This is a genomic window from Microcoleus sp. AT9b-C3, from assembly GCF_036705485.1.
In the GTDB taxonomy this organism is placed as follows: domain Bacteria; phylum Cyanobacteriota; class Cyanobacteriia; order Cyanobacteriales; family Microcoleaceae; genus Microcoleus.
The window spans coordinates 1-13,337 of sequence record NZ_JAUBUR010000050.1; the positions used below are offsets into that span (position 1 = coordinate 1).

Annotated in this window: 11 protein-coding genes and 1 pseudogene; 6 read left to right on the plus strand and 6 right to left on the minus strand. The window is 45.1% G+C overall.

All coding sequences use genetic code 11. The annotated features are described in order from the left end of the window. Nucleotides 1-214: 214 nt before the first annotated feature. The 3 genes and pseudogenes from QUB77_RS28200 to QUB77_RS28210 form a co-directional block, all read right to left on the minus strand. Nucleotides 215-467, minus strand: a pseudogene (locus tag QUB77_RS28200) (IS5/IS1182 family transposase); the annotation flags it as partial. A gap of 506 nt (nt 468-973) precedes the next feature. Continuing rightward, nucleotides 974-2,116: a GTP-binding protein gene (locus QUB77_RS28205; RefSeq protein WP_333180269.1), complete on the minus strand. Its 1,143-nt coding sequence runs from the start codon at nt 2,114-2,116 to the stop codon at nt 974-976. 167 nt (nt 2,117-2,283) lie between these two features. Then, entirely contained in the window at nt 2,284-2,442 is a 159-nt protein-coding gene (locus QUB77_RS28210) for a hypothetical protein (RefSeq protein ID WP_333180267.1), read from the minus strand. Between the two features lie 917 nt (nt 2,443-3,359). Between QUB77_RS28210 and QUB77_RS28220 the strand changes: the two genes are divergently transcribed. The 5 genes from QUB77_RS28220 to QUB77_RS28240 all read left to right on the plus strand — a co-directional run bounded on the left by QUB77_RS28220 (nt 3,360) and on the right by QUB77_RS28240 (nt 10,052). Then, nucleotides 3,360-3,602: a hypothetical protein gene (locus tag QUB77_RS28220; protein ID WP_333180264.1), complete on the plus strand. Its 243-nt coding sequence runs from the start codon at nt 3,360-3,362 to the stop codon at nt 3,600-3,602. 187 nt (nt 3,603-3,789) lie between these two features. After that, the gene (locus QUB77_RS28225; protein ID WP_333296172.1) at nt 3,790-6,564 is read left to right on the plus strand and encodes an ATP-binding protein; all 2,775 of its coding nucleotides are present in this window, start codon (nt 3,790-3,792) and stop codon (nt 6,562-6,564) included. Beyond that, nucleotides 6,557-7,888 (plus strand): response regulator, encoded by a 1,332-nt coding sequence (locus QUB77_RS28230; protein ID WP_333180258.1) that lies wholly within the window; start codon nt 6,557-6,559, stop codon nt 7,886-7,888. The genes QUB77_RS28225 and QUB77_RS28230 overlap by 8 nt, the downstream gene beginning before the upstream one ends. 98 nt (nt 7,889-7,986) lie before the next feature. Further along, a complete protein-coding gene (locus QUB77_RS28235) occupies nt 7,987-9,516 on the plus strand; it encodes a thymidylate synthase (RefSeq protein WP_333180255.1) in 1,530 nt (509 codons plus the stop codon). Then, entirely contained in the window at nt 9,513-10,052 is a 540-nt protein-coding gene (locus QUB77_RS28240) for a deoxycytidylate deaminase (RefSeq protein ID WP_242719685.1), read from the plus strand. The genes QUB77_RS28235 and QUB77_RS28240 overlap by 4 nt, the downstream gene beginning before the upstream one ends. A 241-nt stretch (nt 10,053-10,293) precedes the next feature. Here QUB77_RS28240 and QUB77_RS28245 read toward each other — a convergent pair whose 3' ends face one another. From QUB77_RS28245 to QUB77_RS28255, 3 genes are all read right to left on the minus strand, one after another. After that, on the minus strand, nt 10,294-10,836 hold the full coding sequence (locus tag QUB77_RS28245; RefSeq protein ID WP_333180252.1) for a salt stress protein, Slr1339 family: 543 nt from the start codon (nt 10,834-10,836) through the stop codon (nt 10,294-10,296). 72 nt (nt 10,837-10,908) lie between these two features. Continuing rightward, complete coding sequence (locus QUB77_RS28250; RefSeq protein ID WP_333057785.1) at nt 10,909-11,514, minus strand: VWA domain-containing protein; 606 nt, start codon at nt 11,512-11,514, stop codon at nt 10,909-10,911. 119 nt (nt 11,515-11,633) lie between these two features. After that, on the minus strand, nt 11,634-12,110 hold the full coding sequence (locus tag QUB77_RS28255) for an NAD(P)H-quinone oxidoreductase subunit N (RefSeq protein WP_333059805.1): 477 nt from the start codon (nt 12,108-12,110) through the stop codon (nt 11,634-11,636). Between the two features lie 431 nt (nt 12,111-12,541). Between QUB77_RS28255 and rplC the strand changes: the two genes are divergently transcribed. Next, nucleotides 12,542-13,177: a 50S ribosomal protein L3 gene (gene rplC, locus QUB77_RS28260; RefSeq protein WP_333180249.1), complete on the plus strand. Its 636-nt coding sequence runs from the start codon at nt 12,542-12,544 to the stop codon at nt 13,175-13,177. The last annotated feature ends 160 nt before the right edge of the window (nt 13,178-13,337 follow it).

Genomic DNA, 13,337 nt, shown 5'->3' on the forward strand with positions numbered 1-13,337 from the left:
AGTTAAGACTTAATTGGATTTGTCAATCAGTAATATTACTCAAAAAAACTGCTGTTTTAGGAGTGGAAAATTTACGACTTGAGAGGGAGTAGGTATAAGTATCACCCTCGGCACGATCGCACGATCGCCTAAATCTCAGTTTTGGGCGCCAAATCCGAGTAAATGTTGAGCATAATTGCTGATTGACAAATGCTTTTTTAGCTTAACTTGTTACCAATGGTTCTACTGTTTCTCGATCGCTGATTCCGAGTTTTTGTTTAATGATTAATGCCCCCAATGCCATCCGAAACGATTTGGCTGGGGCTCCCAGGGATGTGGGGAAGTTTTCAGCATATTCTGCTTCAAATTCTGACCACGGGATGACTTGGGTCATTTTTACCCAACGGTTGAGGGCTGACAATTTACATCAGGAAAGCTAGTTCAAAATCCAAGGGTTCGAGGGGAGCAAGATCAGCTTTTCTGTACACGATCGCAGGTTGTGATGCACGGGTTTTGACCTATTCTACCTGTTTATCTTGCACGCAGCACGATCGATCGTGCGCTCGGAGCGCCCAGATACGTGACATACGGGACTTATTCAGCAAGCCCTAAGTAACTGCCATTTTTCCAGAGGGGTTTGAGGGCGATGTCCTTGATTCAATCGGGGTTTTGACTCTTGTTGTCACCCTGTCAGGGTGCCAACAGCATAAAGGTGCAGAGATTAGGTAAAAACAACCCAACTCTGCACCGTTGAAATCACGGGCGATCGTGCTTTTGGGATGGGCGGACAGCAGAAGTGTGCGGCTCTGGTTTTGTTAGTAACAATAAAATAGGTCGATCGCTCTTTTGATTCGAGGGCGCTCTTTTGATTCGAGGGCACTCTTTTTCTTGGAGGGCGATCGCCCTTCCTTGTCCCCATCAATCTCCAAATAGCGATCGCGAAAACAATTAGACCGCGACGATCTTTGGTTTAGGTGAAAACAATATTTTACTGTTAGTTCTTCCCAAAACCTTTGCCACGATTGGTTGAAGGCATACAAAGACAGTTTTCGAGTTGCGATCGCAAAGTCTCGGTATCCAAACCCTGACCAATGAGAACAAGCTGATTTTTGCGATCACCTTTCCACTCGTCGTCATCCATCGAAAATCGCTTCCCGCTCAAGTGAAAAATATGCCGTTTGGGACTTTCTTCAAACCACATAATCCCTTTGGCGCGAAATACATTTGTTGGCAGTTGTTTGTCTAAGAAATATTGAAATTTTCTCAGAGAAAATGGCTTGTCGCTCTGGAAAGAAATTGAGGTAAATCCGTCATTTTCTAAATGGTGGGAGTGGTCATGACCGTGATGGTCGTGATGGCTGTGGTCGTGATGGTCGTGATGTTCGTGATGTTCGTGGTCGTGGTGGTCGTGGTGGTCGTGATGGTCGTGATGTTCGTGATGTTCGTGGTCGTGACTGCTAGGAGTTTTTTCAGATTGGAAATATTTGTCAGATTCAAACAATCCCACGCTGAGGACTAGCGGTAGGGGAACTTCCGATTTTACGGTTCGCAGAATTCGAGCACCTTCCTTGACATCCCGAATCTTAACTTCTAACAAATCTAAATCTGCTTCTTCGACCAAATCAGTTTTGTTGAGGATAATTATATCGCCGTAAGCTATTTGACTGTAAGCTGCTTGAGAGTTGAACAAATCTAAGCTGTAGTTGGCTGCGTCTACTACTGTCACTATCGAATCGAGACGAGTCAGATCGCGCAGTTCTGTGCCTAAAAAAGTCATTGCTACTGGCAGCGGGTCGGCGAGTCCGGTTGTTTCGACTACCAGATAATCGAGATTTTCTTGACGTTCTAAAACTTTGTAAACTGCATTAACTAAATCTTCATTAATTGTGCAGCAGATGCAGCCGTTGTTCAGCTCAACCATGTTGTCGTCGGTAGTGACAATCAGTTCGTTGTCGATACCGATTTCGCCAAATTCATTGACCAAAACTGCTGTTTTCAAACCTTGCTGATTGGTCAGGATATGGTTGAGCAGGGTGGTTTTGCCACTGCCGAGAAATCCTGTAATGATTGTAACGGGCAATCCGTGTTTGGGAGCGTCCATCGCCAGTTCTGTATCGGACTGAGTTTTAGATTGCATAGCTTGACTGTCAAATAATGTCGATCGCATTTTCTTTGTGGTTCTTATTGTATCTTAATTAGGACAAGGCCTCGTAAACCCAGTTTCTCGAAGAAATGTTGGGTTCGGTGGCATGGTATCTACGCATCAACCGGCAATCAGCCCGAGAGTGTAAAATAAGTGCGCCGCTAATTATCGGCAATTGCTAACGCTGTCGATCGCACTTTTTTATTTTTTTGATATTTTTTTTTTCGGAGTACCTGTGGCTGTTTGCCTGCAACCAATTTTCCCGGTAAATTCAGAAGCGACAAATTGGGGATATACTCAAGCTGAGTTGGCTCGGCCAATTCCGGCTACTCTATAGCAATCTTCGCATCATTTGTAAATTTCTTACTCCCTCAGAGCGGGTTGGGGGGGTAAAAAAATTACAAATGATGCAAGGATTCCTATATAATATCGCTCTTTTATCACTCTAAACACAGTAAAATACGCAAGCAGGGTTCAGTTGACAGTTGACAGTTGACCGCGGGGCGACCTCTACCTGAAAGCCCGAGGATTGGACTAATGAATAGTCTGATTTTAATTTCTCCCGCTCATGCTTGGGGCTTGAAACCAATTCTTTCTGGTAAAAGTCCTTTGAGCCATAGGACTGGGAAAGAAATTCATCACAGAAATCAGCCGAGGAAATCCCAAAGATAATTGCGGAACTGGAAATATCTTCAACCAGCGTTGGAGGAAATTGAAGTAGATAAATGGTTGGCTAATTAAGCGGAGATTATTGAGGAAATTTTTCTTTCCATTGGAGACATCCCAATTTCGAGTATTTTAGGCTATTAGACTCCTCTCAGAGTGACACAAGAGCGATAGTTGTTAACAGGGGTGTTGGCAAAAGAGGTCGGAGCGGGGGCATCACAGTTGATTCTTTTGCTCCAGAACCTACAAATACTCACTTGTTGCTAGAGGCTAAAGTAGTTCAATACCTTAACCATTATAATTAAGGTATCTCTAACTGTGATATCTGTCCATGCCCTAGCCCGATGTATTTATTACGTTTGGCGTCACTCAAGAAGAAAAATAATTATTAAAGAAAATTGCGAGTCCGAAGTGAGCAATCAAACCAGTTGTGCTAAGAACTTTGATTAGGGGACTGAGGCGTAAACTTAAAAGGACTGACCCTAAAGGGTCAGCCGATTCCTCCCACGACTAGAAGCCCAGGGCTTTCTATGGGATTTTCTATAAGCGGTAGTCTTCGATTGTAATCGGGTTGAGAGATTTTTGGTGGAGTGCGATCGCCTTGAAATTTGAGCCAGAACGATCGCCAGATTTACTAAAAAACTCGGCTAACAGATCCGAGCCGATCGCAGCCTCCGGGCCACTCCACCAATCAACGGAACATCAACCAACTCAGCGATTGTTGCACTTCCGCGAACAAGAGAAAACCACTGGCAACTTGCTAATGCGACTGCTTGTTGAAGGTACGACATTAATTGTTAGCGTCGGTGTCTAGCCAGGAATTTAAGCGCATTGAAAGACCCTACCCAGGTGGATTGAACATCAAGCTAGCAATTCCTCAAAGTCTATTTTCTAGAGAAGCTACAGCGGTTCTCAAGTGTGGTGAGGTATGCCCTATGCCCACGGAGGCCTATGCCCTATGCCCAGTCGTACCTCATCTTTCGCTCGAAAGGCTATACACCATGTCTCTGCCAAACTCATCCTTGAATCTATTTAAACTTAAGCGCAAACTTTCCCTGCGATCACTCTTGATAGTCCCGTTTGTAGTACAAATCTTCGTAGCAGTTGGGCTAACGGGATATATTTCCCTGCGGAATGGACAGAAGGCAGTCAATGATGTTGCCAGTCAATTACGACAAGAGATGAGCGATCGCCTCAATCTGCAAGTTCTAAACTATTTGGAAAAACCTTATGTTGCTGGACAAGTGATCGTAGTTGCGGCCCAAGAGGGTCAGCTTGATTTAACAGATTTCACCAAACTGGAACGAACGTTGTGGCGGTTAGTCAGCCAAAATACCCTCGAAGACGTGCAAATTGGTTTAGAGGACGGCACGAATATTGCCCTAGATACAACAATCAATGACGGCATCGTTTCTCGCCTCAGTGACAAAGCGCGTCTACCTCAACGCCAATTCTACAAACTTGACGATCGAGGTCAACGGATCGCACTGCTGAAAACTCAGGCAGAGTTTGACCCCCGGACTCGACCCTGGTATCAAGTTGTACAGGAAACTGGAAAATCAGCTTGGACATCTGTGCCCTACGTCAGCAGTTCGTATAAATCGGCTACGCTGGCTCTATCCCAACCGATTTACAATCGCGATGGAACGTTACTAGGGGTGGAAAAAAGTACCTTTCGGCTGGACAAGATTCATCGTTTTCTGAGTGAGTTGAAGGTGGGTCAAACGGGACAAACGTTTATCGTAGATCGATCGGGCAATCTGATTGCCAGTTCAACGATCAAACAGCCTTACATTCTGGATCTTAAAAATGAGGAGTTGCAACAAATTCCTGCAGTCAAGTCTGAAAGTTCTGTAATTCGTGCGACAGCGCAAGCCATCGTCGATCGATTTGGCAACTTCAACGGTATTGCACAGAATCAACAGCTTGATTTTATGCTGGCAAACCAACGGCAGTTCGTGCAGGTTTCCACCATTCGAGACGAACGAGGTATTGATTGGTTCAGCGTCGTTGTGGTGCCTGAATCAGACTTCATGGCACAAATCAATGCCAATACGCGTACCACAATTTTGCTGTGTCTAGGGGCTTTGGTAGTGACGACTATACTGGGTCTTTTTACTTCGCGTTGGATTACCAAACCGATTTTGCAGCTACAAAAAGCCAGTCAGGGGATTAGTTCGGGACATTTGGATCAAACTCTTCAGGTGCAAGGTATTAGTGAATTAGAATCGCTGGCAGATTCCTTTAATCAGATGGCGGGTCAACTCAAAACCTCCTTTATCGAACTCGAAAGCCGGGTTGAGGAACGCACCGCAGAACTGCAAGAAGCAAAACTGGTAGCCGATGGCGCGAACCAAGCAAAAAGCGAATTTCTCGCCAACATGAGCCACGAACTCCGCACTCCCCTCAACGGTATTTTGGGCTATGCTCAAATCCTCAATCGCAGCAGCGCATTGCCAGCAAAAGAACGTCATGGGGTAGAGGTCATTTACCAGTGCGGTTCTCATTTGCTGACGCTGATTAACGATGTGTTGGACTTGTCCAAAATTGAAGCCGGCAAACTAGAGCTCGCACCTAAAGCGATTCACTTTCCCTCATTCCTCCAAGGTGTGGCTGAAATCTGCCGCATTCGTGCCGACCAAAAAAACATTGACTTCGTTTACCATCCCGATCCACAGTTGCCTGAAGGGATTTTTGCCGATGAAAAACGGCTGCGTCAGGTATTACTCAACTTGGTGGGAAATGCGATTAAATTCACCGACAAAGGTTCTGTCACGCTCAAGGTTGCTGTAGTTGAGAATCCTCCCAATCCGTCCACTCGCTCTTTCAAATTTCAAGTTGAAGATACGGGCGTAGGAATTGCGCCCGATCACTTGGATAAAATTTTTCAGGCTTTTGAACAAGTGGGCGATCGCCAGCGCCAAGCCGAGGGCACGGGTTTAGGACTCGCCATCAGCCAAAGGATTGTCCAACTTATGAACGGACAAATCCAAGTTAAAAGCCAACCCGGAGTCGGCAGTGACTTCTTTTTTGAGGTGGAACTGGCGATCGCCACCGATTGGGTACAGCAAAACTCCTTCACAACTGGAAAACAAATTATTGGGTACGAAGGACAACGCCGCAGCATTCTGGTGGTAGACGATCGCTGGGAAAACCGAGGCGTTCTCGTCAACTTGTTAGAGCCGCTCGGATTCCAACTGAGTGAGGCAGAAAATGGACAAGAAGGATTGGAAAAAATACGACAGTCTCAACCTGACTTAGTGATTACAGACTTGGCAATGCCAGTCATGGATGGCTTTGAACTGCTCAAACAAATTCGGAGTGCAAAGGATTTGCAACACCAGAAGATCGTTGTCTCTTCTGCATCAGTGGCACAAGCCTATCGACAGATGAGTTTAGATGCAGGGGGAAATGATTTCCTGGCAAAGCCAGTAGAAGTCAGTGAATTATTTAACCTCTTAGCCACTCATTTGGAATTAAAGTGGAAATATGAAATTACAGCCTCAAACGACTCGGGTTCATCCACTCCAAAGACTCCATTAGAGAACCCAGAAGGGCTGATTATTCCTTCCGCAGGAGAGTTAAATACGTTACTAGAAATGGCACATAAAGGCAACTTAAAACGGCTCCGAGAACACACAGAACATATTGCTCACTCTAACCCTCGCTACGCTGATTTTGCCTCACAAATTATTCAGCTTGCTAAGCAATTTAAAGACGAAGAGATTGAAGAATTGCTAAAAAAACACCTTACAGAGAAAAAAGCAGATGTGTAGTCCTGAATTAATTCTGGTGGTGGATGATACCCCTGCCAACTTAGAAGTGGTTTGTGAAACCTTAAGTGATGCGGGGTACGAAGTAGCAACCGCAATCAATGGCGAGCGCGCTCTTAAGAGAGTCCAAGCTTATCCTCCCGATCTGATCTTGCTCGACGTTCAAATGCCCGGAATTGACGGCTTTGAAACCTGCAAACGTCTGAAGGAAGATCCGAAAACAGCCAGTATTCCCATCATTTTTATGACCGCTCTCTCCGATGCTGATAGTAAGGTGAAAGGATTTGTCGTGGGTGCTGTGGACTACATCACCAAACCATTTCAAGAACAAGAGGTGCTAGCACGGGTGAAAACTCATTTGCAGCTACGGAAGTTAACTAAAAATCTCGAACAGCGTGTAGCTGAACAAACGGCCGATCTAGAAACAGCATTCTCACAACTGCAACAGTCTCAGCTTCATTTAGTCCACACCGAAAAGATGTCTGCGTTGGGCAATCTAGTGGCGGGTGTCGCGCACGAGATTAATAACCCGCTTGGCTTTATTGCTGGCAATCTGAAACCAGCTCAGGACTATATTAAAGACCTCTTTAAACTAATTGAGTTATACCAAAAAGAACTCCCTGTTCCAAGTGCCTCACTACAGGAATTCGTGGAAGACATAGACTTGGAATACTTACAAGAGGATTTACCAAAGTTGATCGATTCGATGCAAGAAGGAGTCGATCGCATTCACACAATTAGCACCAGTTTAAGAACATTCTCGCGTTCGGATTGCGATCGCCCCCTTCCTTACAATATCCACGACGGCATTGACAGCACAATCTTGATCCTCAAGCATCGCCTCAAAGCCAACGAATCTCGCCCCGAAATTCAAGTCATCACAAACTATTGCGATCTCCCACAGGTAGAATGCTTTGCGGGACAGTTGAATCAGGTATTTATGAATGTGCTGGCAAATGCGATCGATGCCCTTGAGGAATCAAATCAAGGACGCACTTTTGCTCAGATCAAAGCTAACCCCAACCAGATTACTGTCAAGACGCAATTGTCGGAATCTCAGGCAGTAATCCGAATAGAGGATAATGGGACTGGCATTACGGATGCCGTTAAGCCAAAAATCTTTGAGCATTTGTTTACCACCAAAGGTGTGGGGCTAGGAACAGGGCTAGGATTGGCGATCGCTCGTCAAATCGTAGTCCAGAAACACTCTGGAACTCTAGAAGTCAACTCAACTTTAGGTCAAGGTACAGAGTTTGTGATTTCAATTCCGGTGAGGGCGATCGCTGTAAAAGACGTTCAGGCAACGATCTGCTTTGACGCAGCATAACAAATCATTGCTGCGGCAGCATAAAGATGATTGATATCGCCCCTTCAAACCATCCAAACTATTGATATAGTAGTACGCGGTGCAAAAAACGGTAAACCATGACAGCCACAAATCTCGTCAATAAATTTGAGTACAAACCCCTATATAAACCAAATCAATTAATTTGCGGAACGGGGCAAACAGCCATTGTCAGCGGGTGGACAGTAAAAAGTGCAATCGGCAAACATTTACAACCCAACGAATTTGCTGTCATCGGACAACTATACTCTCCTACTCGTGGCATCAACTTCTTAATTAGAAATTTGCTGTGCAATCCCCACGTCCGCTTTTTAGTAATTCTCAACGCTACCAAAGAAGACCGCAACTCGGGCGCGGCAGCGTGCTTGCTCGACTTTTTTCGCAACGGCTTTGAAGCAGGAAAAAGCGATACTGGTAGAGATTGCTGGCTAATTAAATCTTCAATATTTGGCTACATTGATATTGAAATAGCAGCAGAAGCCTTAGAACTATTACGTCATTCAATAGAATGGAAAGAGGCGAAAGATATAGCAGAAACAGTAACTATTGTCAAGTCTTTTGCCCAAAAAGAATCTGTTGAACCTTGGGGAGAAACCGTAACTTTTCCGTTAGTCGAAATCGTCCCGACTGTACTCCCCGGCCAGAAATACGGACACAGAATCGAAGGCAAAACTATCGCCGAAACTTGGGTAAAAATTATCCACCGAATTAAGACCACTGGCACCTTACGGCCGACTGGTTACGACGGACAATGGCAAGAATTAATCGACTTAATGGCAGTGATTACAGATGAACCTGCGGAGTTCTATTTTCCCGAACCGAATTACTTACCAATCGACCGTGATTTCCTCGAACAGTACAAACCGCAAATGCTGGAAGATGCCCCATATAACGAAGGCATTAAATATACCTACGCACAGCGGATGCGGTCATGGTTTGGACGAGATCAAATTGAAGAAGTGATTGCCAAACTAATTAAGGAAATTGATGCTGCAAGTGCTGTAATTAGTTTGTGGGATGCGGGCGGAAATGTTAACAGAAGACCTGACGGTTCATCCGACCACCAGCACAGTGGCAGTCCTTGTTTAAATCACATTTGGGTGCGAGTTGTGGACGGTGAAATATCGCTAACCGCAACTCTCCGCAGTAACGATATGTTTGCGGCTTGGCCGGCAAATGCAATGGGTTTGCGGGCTTTGCAGCAGCACATTCGAGATGAAATTGCGAGGCGTTCCGATTATAATTTGACGATGGGCCCGTTGGTAACGCTCAGTCAATCTGCTCACTTATATGACGATACCTTTGAAAATGCCGATCGACTAATTCAAACCCAATATGCTAAAATCTGCGAAGATCGAGACTTTTTCGATGCAGCAGGCAATTTTTTAGTTGAAGTAGCCGACAATCAGATAGTTGTCACGCAAACCACTCCGGGCAGCGGCGAAGTTGTCACCTGTTATTCGGGAAAAAACCCTCTCAAGTTAGTGCGAGAAATTTGTGCAGCTTCCCCGGCTATCAAAGGCGAGCATATTGGTTATTTGGGAATAGAATTGCAGAAGGCGGCTGAGTGTCTGAAAACGAGCAAGCAATACATCCAGGATAGACGATGAATTTAGAAGAAGAAAGACCGAGTTGGGACGAATACTTCTTAATGTTAGCAAAATTGGCGGCTACTCGATCGACTTGTCTGGCTTTTCCTGTAGGCGCGGTGATCACTAAAAACAGGCAAGTTTTAGCAACTGGTTACAACGGTTCGCCGTCAGGTTCAGCACACTGTACTACTCAAGGCTTCTGCTATCCTGGTTTGAGTAGTTGCGACGCCAGCAAAACTTTGCCATCAAGGGCGGTTCACGCTGAAGCAAATGCGATAGCCAAAGCTGCTAAACACGGTATATCTACTGCTGGGGCTAGTATTTATGTCACTTTAGAACCGTGTATCTATTGTTTGAAATTAGTCATTGCCGCTGGAATTCGAGAAGTGTTTTACGAAACGAGTTTTAACAGCGGAGAAAAAGCTGCTTTGAGAGATACTTTTATCAGTGAAGGTATTGTTGAGTTAAAACAAATTCAGCTATCTGAAGATACAGCAAAAAAAGCTGCTTTGTTTTTGTTGAATCCTACGTCGGTGGCCAAAAATTTAGTATAGGATGAATGCTCTCCCTGGTTGTGGCAGCCATAGGAAATAACAGTGCTGTGTTCCTATAAATGATATTTATTTGCTCGCCATTTGTAGGGATACGGCACTGCCGTATCCTAAATCCCGCGTGATACAAATGATATTTATTTGACGCTTTGTAAAGACACAGCACTGCCGTGTCCTTACAACAAATAGAGATGGCAATTAACCCAAAAACGGCATTACAAATTGTGAATACCGTGTAGTTCAATCAATCAAACTCATTCACCGCTTGCAAATAGTCGATCGCCGCATCTATCCTCGAAGAATACTTAAAAGCAAACTGATCGAACCAATATCCCTCATCGGAATTCTTATCCAACTTTTTCAGCCAAACCTGAGCTTGCCTAACTTTCTGTCTGTGCGTTTGTACATCCAACTGCGGCCCCGCGACTTTTTCTGCGGGTTGCGGTTGCAGTGAAACGACTTCCTGCGCTTTATTTTGGGCTTCGTGCTCAGCCTTAAGCGGTTCCAGTGCAGCCACTGCCTGAGCTTTATTTTGTAGTTCGTGCTCAGCCTTAAGCGGTTCCAGTGAAGCGACTTCCTGAGCTTTATTTTGCGATTCGTACTCAGCCTTAATTTGAGCTAAATCCTTATCCAAAGGACTAGCATACAAATTTATATCTGATGTTTTAAATGTTGCATTTGACGGCGCTTGTGCTGGCACCAGCGCCTGACTTTTCAACTCAGCAATTTTTTGAGATGCTTGATACTCTGCCTTAAGTTCACCTAACAGGCGCTCGATCGATTCCATAACTTAAACCCCCTAAAAAATGCTGCTGGGCTAACTGGCCCCAATATAATCACGGAAACTTCGCCCGCCTCCTTAATCAGTTATTGCATTCAGCAATACCTCTGTCAGGGTCATTCCTTCAATATCATCCATCGTGACAGTATCAACAATATCGAATTTAGCCCCGGCGCTTTGCAGTTCGTCATCCAATATCTTGAGAAACTTAGTAGCTTCCGGCGCATTCCCTACTTGAATGAAAGAAATCGCCAACTCTTCATCTCGATCGAGCTTCCGAGAAGCCTCTATAATCGTTTTCATCACTTCTTTGCGATCGTCCGGTTCCCCGTCCGTCACCACTAATATTGTTTCTCCATTTTGCTTGGTCTTACCGGATGCTTTGCGCTGAAAATAACTGTTCAGAGCGTCTTGCAGAACCGCAGCTAAATTCGTAGTTCCCGAAGGTTCGTTTTCTTGGAAAATTTGCACGACTTTAGCGGATGTTACGTTGTCGTAGCGCTTGAAGCGACCGGAAAACACATAAACTGTTATGCCATCAGGATCAAGTTCTTCGCATTTATTCGCCAATGCGATCGTCGATTCTTGCATGAGCGCCCACCGACTTTTACCGCCCATCTGGTCTTTTGTGTACATACTGCCGCTTTTGTCAATGATTATGGTATAATCGCGATTCTGAAGCATAAGATTTTTCCTGTTAATTAAGTTTTTCCCTAAAATATCAAAACCAGCGAGCAGAAGCTGTTGAGCTTTAGTTGCTCGCTGCGTTTTTTTAGTTGATTTGCGATCGCAAATAGCGGAATTTAAGCTGCAACTAAAGCATCTTTAAGTGGCTTCCAGCTAAAAGCTCGATCGCCCCCCATCTCCACTGCTATTTTAACTCGCGGTTCTAGCGTCGGCAAAACAGTCAAATACTCAATCTCCTGACTCGACAAAATCTGCCCTTCAATAATCCACAGCACCAGTCCTTTGGCTTTAGGTGGCAAATTGTCTAATTGAGTTTTCAACATGGGTGGCACGTAGTACGTATAACCCACAGCCCCTTCATTGCCAGTAGTTTTCTTGCCCAAATGTGGCGGTCGCACCCCGTGAACCCCTGTTAAATACATCGCCAAATCGCCCAAACCCCGCGCCGAAATCGTGTACCCACCGTAGCCCGCAGCCCTCAGCCTGCGGAGGTAGCGCCCCTCAAATCCTCCTTCTAAAGGAACGTACAGGGCCAGCGACCCCGACTTTTCCAAATCCCGAATCAGATCAGATCCCGTCGTAATCAGTCCCATAAATTTGTGTTTCCTGCTGTATCAAAATTTGGTCGATCGCTGCTTGCGAGCTGGAAATATTATAAATCCTAAAGTTGAGGCGAAAAATTCTCATCGCGGCCTTGACAAACGGCAAACACTTCATGTACTATTGTGAATTGTCGCCGTAAAGGATACTGAGTAGTTTGCTGCTCAAGTCCTGGCACAAACAAGCAAGACCGAGACAAAACTCGGAGATAGAGTCGGTAAAAAGCCGCGAATCTCAACCCTTGCAAGACTTCCACAAGCTCGCTCCCAAATTTAAAACTCAAATTTTAAACACCGAGGAAGGCTGTTGGTTGATAACAGTTAATTGCAGGAACACTGAAATAAATGTTTCTGCACAAGAGCAAGCGGATTGACGTAAATTTCGCAATCCGAAACCTCTTGCGTAAATAAAAGGAAAAAAATCCGTGTCTGTAGGCATTCTTGGCACTAAACTAGGCATGACTCAAGTGTTTGACGACCAAGGGAGAGCAATCCCTGTCACCGTCATACAAGCAGGGCCTTGTACAGTAACTCAAATCAAAACAAAACAAACTGACGGCTACGGTGCCGTTCAAGTTGGATACAACGAAGTCAAACCAAAGGCTCTCAACAAGCCAGAACTAGGACACCTTGCCAAGTCGGGGGCGAATCCACTGCGCCACTTGCAGGAATACCGATTGGAAGACACCAGTTCATTTGAATTAGGTCAACAACTAAAAGCAGATACCTTTACACCGGGACAAATAGTAGATGTCATCGGTACCAGCATCGGTAAAGGTTTTGCAGGTTTTCAAAAGCGCCACAACTTTAAACGAGGCCCGATGTCTCACGGTTCCAAGAACCACCGCGAGCCTGGATCGATCGGGCCTGGAACAACTCCCGGTCGCGTTTATCCTGGGAAAAGAATGGCAGGACGTTTGGGCAACGTTCAAGTCACCGTCCGCAAACTAACAATTGTCCGGGTGGATGCAGAGCAGAATTTGCTGCTAATTAAGGGAGCAGTTCCCGGTAAAGCTGGTGCCTTAGTCAATGTTGTGCCTGAGAAAAAAGTAGGACGTTAGTCAGTAGTCAATTAGTCAGTAGTCAGCAGTCAGTAGATAGTGGTTGGCCATTAGTAGCAAGCAATAACTAAGAACTAAAAGCTGAAAACTAAGAGCTAAAAACTAAGACCTGAGAACAGACAACTAACAACAGACAACTAACAACAGACAACTAACAACA

What these genes read in the sequence shown, in the direction of transcription:
- QUB77_RS28225 (WP_333296172.1), top strand. Translation starts at nt 3,790, where the DNA reads ATGTCTCTGCCAAACTCATCCTTGAATCTATTTAAACTTAAGCGCAAA.
- QUB77_RS28235 (WP_333180255.1), top strand. Translation starts at nt 7,987, where the DNA reads ATGACAGCCACAAATCTCGTCAATAAATTTGAGTACAAACCCCTATAT.
- QUB77_RS28250 (WP_333057785.1), bottom strand. Translation starts at nt 11,514, where the DNA reads ATGCTTCAGAATCGCGATTATACCATAATCATTGACAAAAGCGGCAGT.
- QUB77_RS28205 (WP_333180269.1), bottom strand. Translation starts at nt 2,116, where the DNA reads ATGCAATCTAAAACTCAGTCCGATACAGAACTGGCGATGGACGCTCCC.
- QUB77_RS28245 (WP_333180252.1), bottom strand. Translation starts at nt 10,836, where the DNA reads ATGGAATCGATCGAGCGCCTGTTAGGTGAACTTAAGGCAGAGTATCAA.
- QUB77_RS28230 (WP_333180258.1), top strand. Translation starts at nt 6,557, where the DNA reads ATGTGTAGTCCTGAATTAATTCTGGTGGTGGATGATACCCCTGCCAAC.
- QUB77_RS28255 (WP_333059805.1), bottom strand. Translation starts at nt 12,110, where the DNA reads ATGGGACTGATTACGACGGGATCTGATCTGATTCGGGATTTGGAAAAG.
- QUB77_RS28240 (WP_242719685.1), top strand. Translation starts at nt 9,513, where the DNA reads ATGAATTTAGAAGAAGAAAGACCGAGTTGGGACGAATACTTCTTAATG.